Here is a 15,230-nt window from a genome sequence, read left to right on the forward strand (position 1 = left end):
CCCTCGGTGAAGACGTAACCGACCAGGCCCCAGGGAGTGTCATTGGCTCGGCGGATCACCTCGTCCTCGTCGTCGAAGGTGAGGATCGCGGCGACCGGGCCGAAGATCTCCGTGTCCATCAGGCGGCTGCCGGGATCGACGTCGGCCAGCACGGTCGGTGGGTAGAAGCAGCCCGGGCCTTCGGGGGTACGGCCGCCTACGAGCACCCGTGCCCCGCGCTCCACCGCGTCGGAGACCAGCTCCTCGACCTTGGCGCGCCCCCTCCGGTCGATCAGTGGGCCGACATCGACGCCGTCCCTGGCGCCCGGACCGACGACCAGCGCGCCCATCCGCTCCGCCAGCCGGCGCCCGAACTCCTGCGCCACCGAGCGGTGCACGAAGAAGCGGTTGGCGGCCGTGCACGCCTCACCCATGTTGCGCATCTTGGCGACCATCGCACCGTCGACGGCCTTGTCCAGGTCGGCGTCCTCGAAGACGACGAACGGCGCGTTCCCGCCCAGCTCCATCGAGGTCCGTACGACCGCGTGGGCGCTCTGGGCGAGCAGCAGCTGTCCGACGGCGGTGGAGCCGGTGAAGGAAAGCTTGCGAATCCGCCCGCCGCGCAGGAGCGGTTCGCACACCTCCCCCGCACGGGAGGTGGTGACGACGTTCAGCACGCCGTCCGGCAGCCCGGCCTCCTTGAGGATCGCGGCGAGGGCAAGGCTGGAGAGAGGGGTCTGCGGGGCCGGCTTGAGCACCATCGTGCAGCCGGCGGCGAGGGCCGGGCCGATCTTGCGGGTGCCCATCGCCAGCGGGAAGTTCCACGGGGTGATCAGCAGGCAGGGGCCGACCGGGCGGCGGGAGAGCAGCATGCGGTTGCGGCCGTCCGGCAAGGTGGCGAGGCCACCGTCGATACGCACGGCCTCCTCGGAGAACCAGCGGAAGAACTCCGCCGCGTAGGCCACCTCTCCCCTGGCCTCGGCGAGCGGCTTGCCCATCTCGGAGGTCATCAGACGGGCGAGCTCGTCGGTGCGCTCGATGATGATCTCGTAGGCGCGGCGCAGGATCTCGCTGCGCACCCGAGGCGCCGTACGCGCCCACTCCTCCTGCGCCTGTACGGCCGCTTCCTCGGCGAGCTTCGCGTCCTTGGGACCGGCGTCCGCGACGTGGCACAGGATCTCGCCGGTGGCCGGGTCGTCGACGGGCAGGGTGGCACCGTCCGCGGCGTCCACCCAGGCACCGCCGATGAACAACTGCGTGGGTGTGTCGGTCATGAGGTCTCTCCTGGTTGTCCGGGTCGGTCGGCGGCGGGGTCGAGCGGTTCCGCGAGGTGCAGGGCGCGGATGCCCCGGTCTCCGGCGGGGTGGTCGATCTGGGTGACGCAGCTGAAGGCGTCGGTCACGACGACGGCCGGTGTCCGCGGGTCCACGTCGTCGAGGCGCACTTTCAGCGCGAGGTCCGCGACGGCCGTCGAGGTGCCCCGAGCATCTCGGGGGAGCAGGGCCGCACCAACGCGCGATCTGTCCGGCCGGGAGGGGACATCCGGACGTTGTGTCAGCCTCATCGGGGGCACGCCGGGGTACCGATCACGGCTCCCCCACTCAGAGCGCCGCTCCGCTCCTCCTCCCCCAGCCCTTCCACGACGCCGCGCTGATCGGCAGCATCGTGGACCACGACCCTGCGATCGACCACGCGCCGGCCGGCGACGGCCTCGACCTCGCTTCGCGGCCGCGTTGGGGAATCCGGCCGGTCTTGGAACCGGCGACGCCGACCTGATCGGCGAGTCACTTCTCCGGCGAGAGGTTCGTCTCCGCTCTCGCCACCCCGCCACCATGACGGCCCCGGACATACGTTCCTCCAGCGCGCTGCCGACGTGGACCGCGGTCGCGTCCCTCCCGCCTGGCCCGCTCGGCCGCCGAGACCGTCACCGACCGCTCCGTCCCCGGGCCTCGTGGCCGTGGCCGCTGATTCCCACGTCCGCCGAGGTTCGATAACACTTGCTCGGAGTCAAGTGACGCCGAACGCCGGTGAGTCGGCATTGGCCATCTGGAGGACTTGTGCAACGTGGCGAAGTCTGGTGGGTTCAGTTCGACGAGCGGAGGCTGGTCGTGCTGCTGTCGGGAGAGGGCACGTCGGGGATCCGGGTGATGCAGGTTGTCGCTCCGGCAAGCGTCGACATCAGCGGTCTGGGCATCGAAGTGACGGTGGGCGCCGGTGAAGGACTGCCGTTCGAAGGCGTGCTGCGGCTCGCGTTCCCGCGTCCCGGCTTCACCCCGTGCACGTGGCTGACCACCGTGTCCCGGGACGACCTGATAGAGCGGGAGACCGTCCTGTCCTCCGCGAAGCTCAGTGAGATCGACGAAGCTCTCCAACTCGCCGAACGGGCGCAGGAGCGGACTCCGTTAACCACCGCGAAGCTCAGCGAGACAAGGGACGCCCTCCGTCTCGGTGAACCCGGGCGGACAGGACGTTGGTGACGCAGGCCGACGCCTGTGAAAGCAGGATGCTGCAACGGGCATCGGTCGGGTAGCGTGCGGGCCATGTCGAGTCCTGAGTCGGACACGGTGGGGGCTTTCGGTCACGCCGTCAGCCCCCTGCACCACTGAGCTCATAGCCCTGCCGTCGCGCCGCCTTCTGCGGTGGGACGAGGGTGCGCTCGGGCTGGCCGCGGTGACGAGATGACCTTCTCGTACCTCGCCTCACCTCGGAGCCACTCGATGCCTCTCCCGCTGTACCTGCTTGCCCTGGCGGCCTTCGCCATGGGCACCTCGGAGTTCATGCTCGCCGGCCTCTTGCCGGACATCGCCTCGGATTTCGACGTCACCGTCGGGACCGCAGGCGTGCTCACCTCGGCTTTCGCGATCGGCATGATCGTCGGCGCTCCCCTGGTGGCCGCGCTTGCCCGCACCTGGCCCAGGCGCCCGGTCCTTCTCGGGTTCGTCCTCGTGTTCGCGGCAGCTCACATCCTGGGCGCCGTCACGACGAGCTTCCCCATCCTGTTCGCCACCCGGGTCGTCGCCGCGCTCACGAACGCGGGGTTCCTTGCCGTCGCTCTGACGGCTGCGGCCGGGCTGGTCTCACCTGACAGGAAGGGACGCGCGCTGGCCGTGCTGCTGTCGGGTACGACGGTGGCCACGATCGCCGGTGTCCCTGGCGGGTCGGTGCTCGGCACGGCACTCGGCTGGCGGGCCACCTTCTGGGCCGTCGCCGCTCTCTGCCTGCCTGCCGCTCTCGGCATCCTGAAAGGCATCCCAGCAGGACGTGGAAAGGATGCGGCGACCGGCAGGCCGGCGTTGCGAGCGGAGCTCGCCCAACTCGCCCGGCCGCGGTTGATCCTGGTGATGCTGCTCGGAGCGCTGGTGAACGCGGCGACCTTCGGCAGCCTCACCTTCCTTGCCCCCGTGGTGACCGACAGTGCCGGGCTGGGCGAGTTGTGGATCTCTGTCGCTCTGGTGCTCTTCGGTGTCGGCTCCTTCGTGGGCGTCACCGTCGCCGGACGGCTGTCCGACCGAAATCCCGGACCGGTCATCGCAGCCGGCGGTCCGTTGCTGCTCATCGGCTGGCCGGCTCTGGCGATGCTGGCCAACGAGCCGGTTGCCCTGTTCACTATCGTGTTCGTGCAGGGCGCGCTGTCGTTCGCGCTGGGCAGCACGCTGATCACGCGGGTCCTCTACGAGGCCGCGGGAGCCCCTACGATGGCCGGTTCCTATGCGACGGCAGCGCTCAACGTGGGTGCCGCCGTCGGCCCCGTTGTGGCTGCGGCCACGCTCGGCACTGAAGCGGGAGTCCTCGGGCCGCTCTGGGCGAGTGGGCTTCTCGTCGCGGTCGCGTTGCTCATCACGTTCCCCCTCCTCACCGTCGTCACGACCGGCCGGAGTACCGAGGTGCTGCGGTGACACATGCGAACGCTCCTTGGACATCGAGGAACGCCGACAGCTTGTGGAGCGCTGACGCATGGTGGCTGCGCGCATACCCCACCCGCCAACTATGTTGTCTCGCCACATGTGCCCCTGACCTGCACGTTCCTACCGTGTGCCCTCAGGTACCCGTCCCCACCGCACACGAGGAAGTGGCGCACATGGCCTCATCACCCACCGCTCCCCCACCCCCCGCCAGCCTCAAGCGCATCGTCACCGCCAGCCTCATCGGCACCACCATCGAGTGGTACGACTTCTTCCTCTACGGCTCCGCCGCCGCGCTCGTGTTCAACAAACTGTTCTTCCCGGACTCCGATCCGCTCGTCGGCACCCTTTTGTCGTTCCTGACGTACGCCGTCGGATTCGCAGCCCGGCCGCTGGGCGCGCTGGTGTTCGGGCACTACGGCGACCGGCTCGGGCGCAAGAAGTTGCTGGTGCTGAGTCTGCTGCTGATGGGCGGGGCCACCTTCGCCATCGGGCTGCTGCCGACGCATGCCACCATCGGGTCGGCCGCGCCGGTGCTGCTCACCGTGCTCCGGCTGGTCCAGGGCTTCGCGCTCGGCGGTGAGTGGGGCGGCGCCGTGCTGCTGGTGTCGGAGCACGGGGACGCGCGGCGGCGTGGCTTCTGGGCGTCGTGGCCGCAGACCGGCGCGCCGGCCGGGCAGCTCCTGGCCACCGGTGTGCTGTCGCTGCTCACGGGCGTGCTGTCGGACGCCGCGTTCGGCAGCTGGGGCTGGCGGATCCCGTTCCTGCTCTCCGGGGTGCTGGTGATCGTCGGTTTGTGGATTCGTCTGTCTGTCGATGAATCGCCGGTCTTCAAGCAGGCGTTGGCGCAGGCCGAGGCCCGCAACGCGGATGTGGCCGCGGAGGCCGAGAAGATGCCGCTGGTCTCCGTGCTCCGGCACCACTGGCGTGACGTCCTGGTCGCGATGGGCGCGCGCATGGCGGAGAACATCAGCTACTACGTCATCACCGCGTTCATCCTCGTCTACGCCACCACCTCGGCCGGTGTCTCCAAGCAGACCGCGCTCAACGCGGTGCTGATCGCCTCGGCCGTGCACTTCGCCGTCATCCCGGGGTGGGGCGCGCTGTCCGACCGGATCGGCCGCCGGCCCGTGTATCTGATGGGTGCGGTCGGGGTGGGGCTGTGGATGTTCCCCTTCTTCGCGCTGATCGACACCGGCGGCTTCGGCAACCTGATCCTCGCCGTGACCGTCGGGCTGGTCCTGCACGGGGCGATGTACGCGCCCCAGGCCGCGTTCTTCTCCGAGATGTTCGCGACGCGCATGCGCTACTCCGGTGCGTCGATCGGTGCGCAGTTCGCCTCGGTGGCGGCGGGTGCGCCCGCGCCGCTGATCGCCACCGCGCTGCTGTCCGACTACGGCAGCTCCACGCCGATCGCCCTGTACGTCATCGCCGCCGCCGTGCTCACGGTCGTGGCGGTGGCGGCGGCCAAGGAAACGCGCCACCGGGACCTCGCCGACGTCGCTCTTCCCTCCGACGGAGGAGCAGACCGGACAACCGCCGCGCCGGAGGACGCCCGCGCCTGATCCTCCCCTGGTCCTCCCGGGACCGGTGCTGCCCTGCCCCCGTACGTTCGCGGACGGGGGTCAGCGGTCTACCGGTGCCGACAACCGGTGCAGGTGCAGGGCGAGTTGGATCTCCAGGGCGCGTGCCGGGCTCTGCCAGTCGTCGCCCAGGAGGCGGCCGACGCGCTCCAGGCGCTGGGCGACGGTGTTCACATGGACGTGCAGTGCGTCCTTGGTGCGGGCGGGGCTCATGCCACCGGCGAAGTAGGCGTCGAGGGTGCGCAGCAGTTCCGTGCCGCGTCGGCGGTCGTAGGCGACGACCTCGCCGATCGTGCGGTCGACGAAGCCCGGGATGTCCCGGTCGCCGGCCAGGAGCAGCCCGAGGAAGCCGAAGTCCTCGGCGGCGGCTCCGTCCCCGGAGCGGCCGAGGACGTGCAGGGCTTCGAGGCAGCGGCGGGCCTCCGCGTAGGCCGTGGCCACGGTCTGGGGGGAGGTGGCGAGCTCCTCGACCGGTGCGGACGCGCCGACGGTGACCGGTGCGTGGACCGCCGTGCCCAGATGCCGGGCGGCGCGGCGGGCCACCTCCGTGGCCGTGTCGCCGGAGCCGAGGGGCAGCAGCAGGACGGTGCCGCCGTCGCGGGCGGCGGCCAGGCCGTGCCCGGTCGCGGCCAGGTGGGACGCCGCCGCTGCCAGGCGTCTGCGGGCGTCCGCCTCCTGGTCGGCGTCGGCCGCACCGCCCTCGGGCCGCGCGGCGAGCACCACGTGCAGGGCATCGAGGTCGGCGTGCAGCCGGGCAGCGCGCTCCCGCAGCAGACGCGGGTCGCGGTCACGGGCGTCCAGCAGGTCGTCGAGCAGCTCACCGCGCACGCGTTGCTCGGCCTCGGCGGCGGATCTGCGGGCCAGGAGCAGCAGGGACGTGACCATCGCGGCCCGCTCCAGGGTGCGCTGGTCGACCGGATCGAGCCCCGGGTGGCCCCGCAGCACCAGTGCGCCGAGCAGTTCGCCCCCGGCGGCGACGGCGGCGATCCAGGCGTCCTCGTGCAGCACCGCGTGCCCCTGTGTGCCGGACTTCGCCAGGGCTCCGGCGGGTGCGGCGGCGGCCTCGGCGAACTCGACCGTGCCGTCGAGGATCTCGGAGACGGCGGCGGCCACGTCGTGCACCCCGCCACCGCGCAGGACGAGTTCGGCGAGGCGGTCGTGCACGTCGGAGGCGCGCTCGATGACGCCGCTGCGGTCCCGGATGATCTCGTTGGCACGTTCCAGTCCGGCCAGGGCCGATCTGGTCTCGGCGAGCAGGTTGGCGGTGTCTATGGCGGCAGCGGCGAGGGCGGCGAAGGAGCCGAGCAGGGCGATCTGCTCCCGCTCGAAGACCCGGGCGCGACGGTCCGCGGCGAACAGCACACCGATGACGTGGTGCCCGAGCGTCAGCGGCACGCCGAGGATGGCCACCAGTCCCTCGTCCCGCACGCCCGCGTCGATGGTGAGGGTGTGCCGGAAACGGTCGTCCTTGAAGTAGTCGTCGGTGACATAGGGGCGCGCGGTCTGTGCGACCAGGCCGCCGAGCCCCTCCCCCATGCCGAGCCGCAGCTGCTGGAACCGGGCCGCGACCGAGCCCTCCGTGACCCGCATGTAGGTGTCGCCGCGCTCGGTGTCGTTCAGGCTGAGGTAGGCGACGTCCGTGCCCAGCAGCGAGCGGGCGCGCTGCACGATCGCCTGGAGCACGGCGTCGAGGTCGCGCAGCCCGGCGAGGTCGTGGGCGGTCTCGAACAGGGCGGACAGCTCGGCCTCGCGCCGGCGTCGTCCCTCCAGCTCGGCGCGTACGCGCAGGGCGAGCGGCTTGGCCTGCCGGAGCGCGGCGATCCACTCCGCCGGGCGCCCTTCGGCACGCGCGAGCAGCTCCGGCTGCTCGTAGGCGTCGGCCGACGCGCCCCGGGCTAGGAGCTCGAGGAACGGCATTTCGGCGGACTGCACGTGATCGCTGGACATGCTCACAGGATTCACCATGACCGGCCGGTCCCGTCAGCCCTGTGGACAACTCCCCGGGCGGACGGAAGCGGCTGCTCAGTGGGCGGTCCAGCCACCGTCGAGCACGAGCGAGGTGCCGGTCAGGAAGGAGGCCTGTGAACCGCACAGGTATGCCACCGCCTCGGCGACCTCCTCCGGTTCGATCAGCCGTTTGACGGCGCTGTCCCGCAGCAGCACCTCGGACAGGACGCGCTCCTCGGGGACACCGTGTGCCTGCGCCTGGTCGGCCAGCTGCTTCTCCACCAGTGGGGTGCGCACATAGGCGGGGTTCACACAGTTCGAGGTGACACCGTGGGGCGCGCCTTCGAGGGCAGTGGTCTTGGACAGTCCCTCCAGCCCGTGCTTGGCGGTCACATAGGCCGACTTGTAGGCCGAGGCGCGCAGGCCGTGGACGGACGACACGTTCACGATGCGGCCCCACCCCTGCCCGTACATGTGGGGCAGGGCCCCGCGGATGAGCCGGAACGGTGCCTCCAGCATCACGGTGAGCACCGTGTGGAACACCTCCGGCGGGAACTCCTCGATGGGACGGACCAGTTGGAGTCCGGCGTTGTTGACGAGGACATCGGTGCCCGCTGCGGCGACTTCGGCGGCGTCCAGGTCGGTGAGATCGAGAACGTGCGGCTCCACCGTGCCGGCGAGGCCGCGCCCCTGGCCGGCCAGTGCCTCCAGGCCCGCGGCGTCCCGGTCGACGGCTCTCACCTTGGCCCCGGCGGCGGCGAGCCGCAGCGCGCAGGCACGGCCGATGCCGCCGGCGGCGCCGGTGACGAGCGCGGTGCGGCCGCCCAGGTCGAGCGGGGAGGCGTGGGGGGCCGGGAGGGCACGGGACGCGGTCATGGTTCGACCCTAGGCAGCGTCCCTGCTCCGCCCCATGTGGTCACGCCCCATAGTTCAATGTGAGTCAGTGGGGTCGAACCATGTGGGGCCGTCCGACAGGGCCTGCTTGATCCGGAGCAGGCCGAACTCGTTCAGTTCGGGCAGCGCGTCGACGTCGAACCAGGCCACGTCCAGGGACTCGTCGTCGTTGACCTTCGCCTCTCCGCCGACGGCCCGGCAGCGGAAGGTGATGTCCATGTACTGGCAGGTGTCACCGTTCTCGTACGTGACGGGCTCCAGGGCCTGGACGAGGACGACCCGTTCGGCGACGCAGCGCACGGCCGTCTCCTCGTAGACCTCCCGTACCGCGCAGGCCGCGGGCTGCTCCCCCGGGTCGGGGATACCGCCGAGCACGGACCACCTGCGGGTGTCGGCCCGGCGGTTGAGCAGCACTCTGCCCTCGTCGTCGAAGACGAGGGCAGTGACCCCGGGGAGCCAGAGCAGCTGATGACCGGCCGAGGCACGCAGTGTGCGGATGAAGTCGGGAGTAGCCATGCTGTCGACCCTAATGGGCCGCTTCCGGCGTCCCGGCGCGATTCAGGCGGTGTGCGGCCCGCGTACGGCTACACGTCACCGGCACGTCGTCCGCGCAGCCCGGCGCCGACGGCCCAGCCGACGCCGCCCGCCGCAACCAGCACGAGGGCGATCTCCGGCAGGATGCCGAGCCGGGTGGCAGGGGTCTGCGAGGACCGCAGCGGCACCTTCTGCACCAGGGAGTCGGCCACGAACATGCCGGTCTTCTGGGTGATGCGGCCGTCCGGCATGATGATCGCGCTGACTCCGCTGGTCACCGGTACGGTCACCGTCCTGCTGTGCTCGACCGCGCGCACACGGGACATGGCGAGCTGCTGGTAGGTCATCTCGCTGCGGTCGAAGGTGGCGTTGTTGCTGGGCACGGAGATCATCTGGGCACCGTCGGTGACCTCGGAGCGCACGGTCCAGTCGAAGGCGGCCTCGTAGCAGGTGACGAGCCCGACCTCGGCGCCGTCCATGGTGAAGACACCCGGCTTGGTGCCCCGGCTGAAGTCCTGGCGCTGCATCGAGCTCCAGTCGCTGTTGATGGCCCCGATCAGCGAACGGAACGGCAGATACTCGCCGAACGGCTGGATCTGGCGCTTGTCGTAGGTGTCGACGGGGCCCTTCGCCGGATCCCACAGGATCTGCTCGTTGTACAGCTTCCCGTCCCGTTCGACGACGCCACCGACCGAGATGGGCACGCCGATGGACTTGGCCGCCGTGTCGATGACGGCGCGGGCGTCGGGGTTGGCGAAGGGATCGATGTCGGAGGAGTTCTCCGGCCACAGCACGAAGTCGGGTTGCGCGACCTTGCCCGCCTTGACCTCGGCGGCCAGGCGTTTCGTCTCGCGCGCGTGGTAGTCGAGCACGGCCCGCCGCTGTGAGTTGAAGTCGAGTCCGGCGCGGGGCACGTTGCCCTGGATCACCGCGACGGTGGCACTGCCGGCCTCTGCCGTGTTGCTGACCAGGGGCCGGGCGGCGACGGCGGCCACGACCGGGACGGCCAGGCTCAGCAGACCCAGGGCGGCGGCGGAGCGCCGTACCTCACCGCTCCGCCGCCGCTCCACGGCGAGGCGGACGACCTCATACAGACCGAAACCGCACAGCACGACCGTGAAGCCGAGCACCGGCGTACCGCCCACCGCGGCGAGCGGCAGGAACACACCGTCCGCCTGGCCGAACGCGACCTTCCCCCAGGGGAAGCCGTTGAAGGGCGCACGCGCGCGTGCCGCCTCGCCGGCGATCCACACGGCGGCCGCCCACAGCGGCCAGCCGGGCAGCTTCGACACGACCGCGACGCCCGCGCCGACGGCGGCGACGAAGAGGGCCTCGATCGCCACCAGGGCGAGCCAGGGGCCCGGCCCCACCTCCACTCCGGTCCACACCAGCAGCGGCAGCAGGAAGCCGAGGCCGAAGAGGTAGCCGAGGCCCAGCGCGGCCTTCCAGCCGCGGCCGCGCAGCACCCAGCCGAAGACGGCGAAGGCCGGCAGCGCCAGCCACCACAGGGTGCGGGGCGGGAAGGAGACGTAGAGGAGCAGGCCGGAGAGCGCGGCTGCGGCGGCCGGGACGAGACGCAGGAGCCGCCGGGCCCACGTCCGCGCACCGGGCGCGGTCTGCGGCTCCAGCTGGTCCGACTCGCCGACGGAGGTTGTGGTGACAGTCACTCCCGGAGTCTAAGGCGCGTGACCTTGGGGCCGACAGTGCGGTAGGCCTGGTGGACTCGCTGTTCATTTCGTCACGACACATCCCCAAACCGCCCACCAGCCGTTACCGTGTGCCGAGCCTCAGTCGTACGGCCCTCGGCGGCCTGTGCGGCCGGGGTCTTCACGAGTCGGGGGCGAAGGTGCGCCGGGGGGCGGGCGGGGTGGGTTCCAGTGGGGTGACGGCCGTGTCCGGACCGGACGCGGACGGCGAGAGACGAATCGTTTCCGACGCGGCGGGTGTCGTGGTGCTGGGCACCTGCGCCACCTGGTCGCTGATCACGGCTGCCGTGCACGACGGCAGGCCCGAGGGGGTTCTCCTGGCGGTGCTGGCCGTGGCCGCGGGGTATGCCGCCGGGCGGATCAGCGGGGCGCTGCTGCCGGTCGGCGCGCCCGTCGCCGGGGCGCTGGCGGGCATCGCGCTGACGGTGGCCGTTCCGCACCTCGCTCCGGGCCCGCAGATCGCCGCGCCCCTCGGCCACGCCGGGGGCACGGCCGCGGTCCTGACGCTGTCGGCCGGTGCCGCGTGCTGTGCGGCCTGGTCCGCGCCGGTTCCGGCCGTTCGGTTCGCCTTGCGCCTGCTGGCCGCGGGCACCGCGGCGCTGGCGGCCGTGCTCGGCTCGACCACCGGCTTCGTGACCTGTCTCGCGGTGCTGGCGTGCTCTCTGGCCGCCGGCCGCACCCGTCACCGCGGCGCCGGGATGGCCGTACTGGCCGCGGTCGCCGCCATGGTGACCGGTCTGGTCTGGGCGGTCGCCGCGCAGGCCGTACCGGGCGGGTTCCTGGCCGCTCTGGAGGGGCGGCTGACGCAGCACCGCGTGCGGCTGTGGCAGGACGCATGGCAGCTGCTGGGCGACGACGCCGCCCTGGGGGCCGGCCCGGGCCGTTTCGGGGAACTGAGCACGACGTCCGCCCAGTCGCTGCTGTCCGACGGCAAGCCCCACTCGGCACCCCTTCAGCAGGCGGCCGAACAAGGGGTCGTCGGCATGGTCCTGCTCGCGGCGGCGTTCTGCTGGGTCCTGTACGCGCTGTGGCGCGGTCCGCGTCCGACCCCGGTGGCGCTCACCGCGGGCGCGGCCCTGACGGCGCTCGCCGCCATCGCCGCGATCGGCAACGCGCTGAGCTTCACGGCGGTGTCGGTGGGTGCGGGCCTGCTGGCGGGCATGGCCACGGCGCGCCCCCTCGACCCGTCGGGCCGCACTCCGGAGGCACAGGCACGCGGAGCGGGACGCACTCCCGCGTGGTGACAGCCGGTGACCACGGCAGCCGGCGGGTGGCCGGCAGGGCTCAGTGCGCGGGAGCGCCCGGCTTGGTCGGCCGCAGCCGTGCCTCGATGACCCGGACGGCCGCCTCCGCGTCGTCCACGGTGACCGTGAAGGTGTGCCCGTCCCACAGCTCCAGCTCGACGCCCTCACCACGTCGTACGACCACCGCGGTGCCCTTCTCCGGCCGCCACCGGTAGCCCCAGCCGCCCCAGTGGCGCGGAGTGACGTGGGAGATGTACGTGGCACCGGCCACCTGGGAGAGCGGGATGCGGCGGCGGGGCACACCGATGTGGCCGCAGCGCACCTCCAGGTGCTCCTCGTCGACCCGCAGGGCGACGTGCACGAAGGCGAGCGTCCCGAAGAGGACCAGCAGCCCGGCGGCGATGCACCCGACGACGGCCATGACCAGCGGGGCGATGCCGGAGGTCCACGCCGAGTCGACGGCCAGCTCGACGCCGAGCCCCATGCAGGCGGCACCCACGAGCGCCAGCAGCCACTGCACCCGGTTGGTGGCACGGCCGGTCCAGACGTCCGGGTGCGGGTGGGGGGCGTTCTCGCCGTGGCGGTGGTCCCTCATGTCTTTGAGGGTACTCAGGTTTCGCTCCGCAGCTACCTCGCGGCGGAGGGTGACTGCGCCGGCCGGCTGTCGGGCGCGATCCGGCTCTCCGGTGATCTTCGGTGACGAGCCGGCTCAGCGGGCGGGCGCGACCGCCTGCATCAGGCGCCCTTCGGCGTACGCCAGGGCAGGGGCGGGCAGCGTGCCCTCGCGTCCGCTGAGCAGCACGGTGAGCGTGCCGTGCGGTGTGGCTCCCGGCGCGGGCTGCTCGCCGAGCCGGCGCAGGGCCTGGGCGGCCACGGCTCCCGCGGAACCGTGCAGCACGAGAGGCGGGCGGCCGGGCCGCTGGACGGCGGTCCGGATACGTTCGGCGACCAGTTCGTAGTGGGTGCAGCCGAGGACGACGGTGGTCACGTCGTCCGGGGTGAGGGCGGCGGCCGCGGTCACGGCCGCGTCGATCGCCGCCTCGTCCGCGTGCTCCACGGCCTCGGCAAGGCCCCAGCACGGCACCTCGGTGACGGGCACACCCCCGGCGAAGTCCCGGATCAGGCCCTGCTGGTAGGGGCTGCCGGTGGTGGCCGGGGTGGCCCAGATGGCGAGGTGCCCGCCGCCGGCCGCGGCCGGCTTGATCGCCGGGACGGTGCCGATGACCGGGAGTGCCGGTTCGAGGTGGGCGCGCAGGGCGGTGAGCGCGTGCACGGTCGCGGTGTTGCAGCCGACGATCAGGGCGTCGGGGCGGCGCGCGGCGGCGGCCTCGGCGACGGCCAGGGCACGCTGGGTGAGGTCCTGCGGGGTGCGCGGACCCCACGGCATGCCGTCGGGGTCCAGGGAGAGCACGAGATCGGCGTCGGGGCGCAGCCGCCGTACCGCGGCGGTGGCCGCCAGCAGACCGATTCCGGAGTCCATGAGCGCGATCTTCACCCGATCACGATAGACGATGAGCCGTCCCGGGCAGGCCGGGTGGGGCAGACTGCGCGCGTGAGCGCCGTTGTGTGGACTGCCGCTGGATCACTGCTCGCCTGGCTGTGGCTGCTGCTCTGCCAGGGCTTCTTCTGGCGCACCGACGTGCGGCTGCCTTCGCGCGCGGAGCCCGAGGAGTGGCCGTCGGTGTGCGTCGTCGTCCCGGCGCGCGACGAGGCGGCCGTGCTGCCGGCCGCGCTGCCCTCGCTGCTCGCCCAGGACTATCCGGGACGGGCGGAGATCTTCCTCGTCGACGACGGCAGTTCGGACGGCACCGGTGACCTGGCGCGCGAGCTGGCCCGCAGGCACGGTGGGCTGCCTCTGACCGTGGGTTCGCCGGGTGAGCCTCCGGCGGGCTGGACCGGCAAGCTGTGGGCGGTGCGCCACGGCCTGGGCCTGGCACGCGCGCGTGAGCCCGAGTACGTCCTCCTGACGGACGCCGACATCGCCCATGCGCCGGACAGTCTGCGCGAGCTGGTGGCGGCGGCCCGTTCCGGTGGGTTCGACGTCGTCTCGCAGATGGCCCGGCTGCGCGTGGAGAGCGTGTGGGAACGGCTCGTGGTTCCGGCGTTCGTCTACTTCTTCGCGCAGCTGTACCCGTTCCGTCGCATCGCCGGGGAGGGACGGACGGCGGCCGCGGCCGGGGGCTGCGTCCTGCTGCGGGCGGAGGCCGCCGAGCGGGCGCGGATCCCGGAGTCGATCCGGCACGCCGTGATCGACGACGTGGCGCTCGCCCGGGCCGTGAAGGGGAGCGGCGGCCGCGTCTGGCTGGGGCTCGCCGAGCGGGTGGACAGCGTGCGGCCGTATCCGCGGCTGCGCGACCTGTGGCGGATGGTGTCGCGCAGCGCGTACGCCCAGCTGCGGCATCATCCGCTGCTGCTGGCCGGGACGGTCGCCGGGCTGGCTCTGGTGTATCTGGTGCCGCCCGCGGCGGCCCTCGCGGGTCTCGTCGCCGGCCGTACTCCCGCGACGGTCCTCGGCTGCCTCGCCTGGCTCGTCATGGCGGGGACGTACGTCCCGATGCTCCGCTACTACCGGCAGCCGCTGCGGCTCGCTCCCCTGCTGCCGTTCACCGCGTTCCTCTACCTCCTCATGACCGTCGACTCCGCGGTGCAGCACTACCGGGGGCGGGGTGCGGCCTGGAAGGGCCGCACCTACACGCGCCCGGACGTCCTGCCCGACGAGGGCTGAGGGCCACCCGGGGTCACTTGCGGCCGGGGGTCCAGTTCATGCCCCACCCGTAGGCGTGGTCGACGGTGCGCTGCGGGCTCACCCCGCGCTCGGGCACCAGGTAGCGCGCTTCGCGCTGGACGATCAGGTCGCCGCCGGTGTTGGTGATCAGAGCGAGGGCGCACACGAGCGAGGGGACGGTGCACTCGTCGAGGGAGAACTCGATCGGCGCCCCGTACTGCGGCTGGAGCGTGACCGATGCGTGGAGATCGGCGAAGGAACGGGCTCCTTCGTAGATGGTGACGAAGACGAGGATGCGCCGGAAGGCGTTCTTGTGGTCGAGGTTGACGGTGAGGTTCTCACCGGTCGACACCGCGCCGGTGCGGTCGTCGCCGTCGAGGTGGATGTACGGAGGGTGGTGCAGCGCACCGAAGCTGTTGCCGAGTGCCTGTACGACGCCCTTGCTGCCGTCGGTGAGTTCGTACAGGGCACACAGGTCGAGGTCGAGGTCGGAGTGCATCGCGGACGGGCGCCCGAACTTGCTGCCCCACCCGGAGAACTGCTTGCGCACCTCCCAGTTGAGGTTCACGTGCAGCGCACCCGAGGTGCCGCCCTGCTTGGTGAGCGAGACGGAGGGGGCGGCCTTGGTGAGCGTCACCTTGGTGAGGCGGACGGGCGCGGGCGGAGCGGCGGGCGGGGGCGGAGCGGCGGGCGGGGGCGTCGGCGGGTGCGTGTAC

Annotated in this window: 14 protein-coding genes; 5 read left to right on the forward strand and 9 right to left on the reverse strand. The window is 72.2% G+C overall.

Annotated elements, in window-relative coordinates:
* On the reverse strand, nt 1-1,253 hold a 1,253-nt coding region (locus GTY56_RS31865), incomplete at its 3' end, for an NAD-dependent succinate-semialdehyde dehydrogenase (protein ID WP_161368755.1).
* Nucleotides 1,250-1,423, reverse strand: coding sequence for a hypothetical protein (locus GTY56_RS31870; RefSeq protein ID WP_237525127.1), 174 nt, complete (start codon nt 1,421-1,423; stop codon nt 1,250-1,252). The genes GTY56_RS31865 and GTY56_RS31870, both read right to left, overlap by 4 nt.
* A 613-nt stretch (nt 1,424-2,036) precedes the next feature.
* Between GTY56_RS31870 and GTY56_RS31875 the strand changes: the two genes are divergently transcribed.
* The 3 genes from GTY56_RS31875 to GTY56_RS31885 all read left to right on the forward strand — a co-directional run bounded on the left by GTY56_RS31875 (nt 2,037) and on the right by GTY56_RS31885 (nt 5,446).
* On the forward strand, nt 2,037-2,456 hold the full coding sequence (locus GTY56_RS31875) for a type II toxin-antitoxin system PemK/MazF family toxin (protein ID WP_161368756.1): 420 nt from the start codon (nt 2,037-2,039) through the stop codon (nt 2,454-2,456).
* A gap of 240 nt (nt 2,457-2,696) precedes the next feature.
* Nucleotides 2,697-3,875: a Cmx/CmrA family chloramphenicol efflux MFS transporter gene (locus GTY56_RS31880; RefSeq protein ID WP_161368757.1), complete on the forward strand. Its 1,179-nt coding sequence runs from the start codon at nt 2,697-2,699 to the stop codon at nt 3,873-3,875.
* A 182-nt stretch (nt 3,876-4,057) separates the two neighbouring features.
* Complete coding sequence (locus GTY56_RS31885) at nt 4,058-5,446, forward strand: MFS transporter (RefSeq protein WP_161368758.1); 1,389 nt, start codon at nt 4,058-4,060, stop codon at nt 5,444-5,446.
* Between the two features lie 60 nt (nt 5,447-5,506).
* Here GTY56_RS31885 and GTY56_RS31890 read toward each other — a convergent pair whose 3' ends face one another.
* The 4 genes from GTY56_RS31890 to lnt form a co-directional block, all read right to left on the reverse strand.
* Nucleotides 5,507-7,411, reverse strand: a complete 1,905-nt coding sequence (locus GTY56_RS31890; RefSeq protein ID WP_161368759.1) for a helix-turn-helix domain-containing protein — start codon at nt 7,409-7,411, stop codon at nt 5,507-5,509.
* A 75-nt stretch (nt 7,412-7,486) separates the two neighbouring features.
* Nucleotides 7,487-8,287, reverse strand: coding sequence for a 3-hydroxybutyrate dehydrogenase (locus tag GTY56_RS31895; protein ID WP_161368760.1), 801 nt, complete (start codon nt 8,285-8,287; stop codon nt 7,487-7,489).
* A 54-nt stretch (nt 8,288-8,341) separates the two neighbouring features.
* The gene (locus GTY56_RS31900) at nt 8,342-8,821 is read right to left on the reverse strand and encodes an NUDIX hydrolase (RefSeq protein ID WP_161368761.1); all 480 of its coding nucleotides are present in this window, start codon (nt 8,819-8,821) and stop codon (nt 8,342-8,344) included.
* Between the two features lie 68 nt (nt 8,822-8,889).
* Nucleotides 8,890-10,506 (reverse strand): apolipoprotein N-acyltransferase, encoded by a 1,617-nt coding sequence (gene lnt, locus GTY56_RS31905; protein WP_161368762.1) that lies wholly within the window; start codon nt 10,504-10,506, stop codon nt 8,890-8,892.
* A 224-nt stretch (nt 10,507-10,730) separates the two neighbouring features.
* Between lnt and GTY56_RS31910 the strand changes: the two genes are divergently transcribed.
* The gene (locus GTY56_RS31910; RefSeq protein ID WP_346345630.1) at nt 10,731-11,789 is read left to right on the forward strand and encodes an O-antigen ligase family protein; all 1,059 of its coding nucleotides are present in this window, start codon (nt 10,731-10,733) and stop codon (nt 11,787-11,789) included.
* Nucleotides 11,790-11,829: 40 nt separating this feature from the next.
* On the opposite strand, the gene GTY56_RS31915 is transcribed toward GTY56_RS31910, so the two are convergent.
* Both GTY56_RS31915 and GTY56_RS31920 read right to left on the reverse strand, forming a co-directional pair.
* Nucleotides 11,830-12,384, reverse strand: coding sequence for a hypothetical protein (locus tag GTY56_RS31915; RefSeq protein ID WP_161368763.1), 555 nt, complete (start codon nt 12,382-12,384; stop codon nt 11,830-11,832).
* A gap of 114 nt (nt 12,385-12,498) precedes the next feature.
* A complete protein-coding gene (locus GTY56_RS31920) occupies nt 12,499-13,284 on the reverse strand; it encodes a glutamate racemase (RefSeq protein WP_161368764.1) in 786 nt (261 codons plus the stop codon).
* Between the two features lie 39 nt (nt 13,285-13,323).
* Between GTY56_RS31920 and GTY56_RS31925 the strand changes: the two genes are divergently transcribed.
* On the forward strand, nt 13,324-14,514 hold the full coding sequence (locus tag GTY56_RS31925) for a glycosyltransferase (protein ID WP_161368765.1): 1,191 nt from the start codon (nt 13,324-13,326) through the stop codon (nt 14,512-14,514).
* A 13-nt stretch (nt 14,515-14,527) separates the two neighbouring features.
* Here GTY56_RS31925 and GTY56_RS31930 read toward each other — a convergent pair.
* A partial coding sequence (locus GTY56_RS31930) for a TerD family protein (protein ID WP_524540165.1) occupies nt 14,528-15,230 on the reverse strand: 703 nt, incomplete at its 5' end.

This window comes from Streptomyces sp. SID5643 (assembly GCF_009872555.1).
Taxonomy (GTDB): domain Bacteria; phylum Actinomycetota; class Actinomycetes; order Streptomycetales; family Streptomycetaceae; genus Streptomyces; species Streptomyces iakyrus.

What these genes read in the sequence shown, in the direction of transcription:
- GTY56_RS31885 (WP_161368758.1), top strand. Translation starts at nt 4,058, where the DNA reads ATGGCCTCATCACCCACCGCTCCCCCACCCCCCGCCAGCCTCAAGCGC.
- GTY56_RS31895 (WP_161368760.1), bottom strand. Translation starts at nt 8,287, where the DNA reads ATGACCGCGTCCCGTGCCCTCCCGGCCCCCCACGCCTCCCCGCTCGAC.
- GTY56_RS31890 (WP_161368759.1), bottom strand. Translation starts at nt 7,411, where the DNA reads ATGTCCAGCGATCACGTGCAGTCCGCCGAAATGCCGTTCCTCGAGCTC.
- GTY56_RS31880 (WP_161368757.1), top strand. Translation starts at nt 2,697, where the DNA reads ATGCCTCTCCCGCTGTACCTGCTTGCCCTGGCGGCCTTCGCCATGGGC.
- GTY56_RS31915 (WP_161368763.1), bottom strand. Translation starts at nt 12,384, where the DNA reads ATGAGGGACCACCGCCACGGCGAGAACGCCCCCCACCCGCACCCGGAC.
- GTY56_RS31900 (WP_161368761.1), bottom strand. Translation starts at nt 8,821, where the DNA reads ATGGCTACTCCCGACTTCATCCGCACACTGCGTGCCTCGGCCGGTCAT.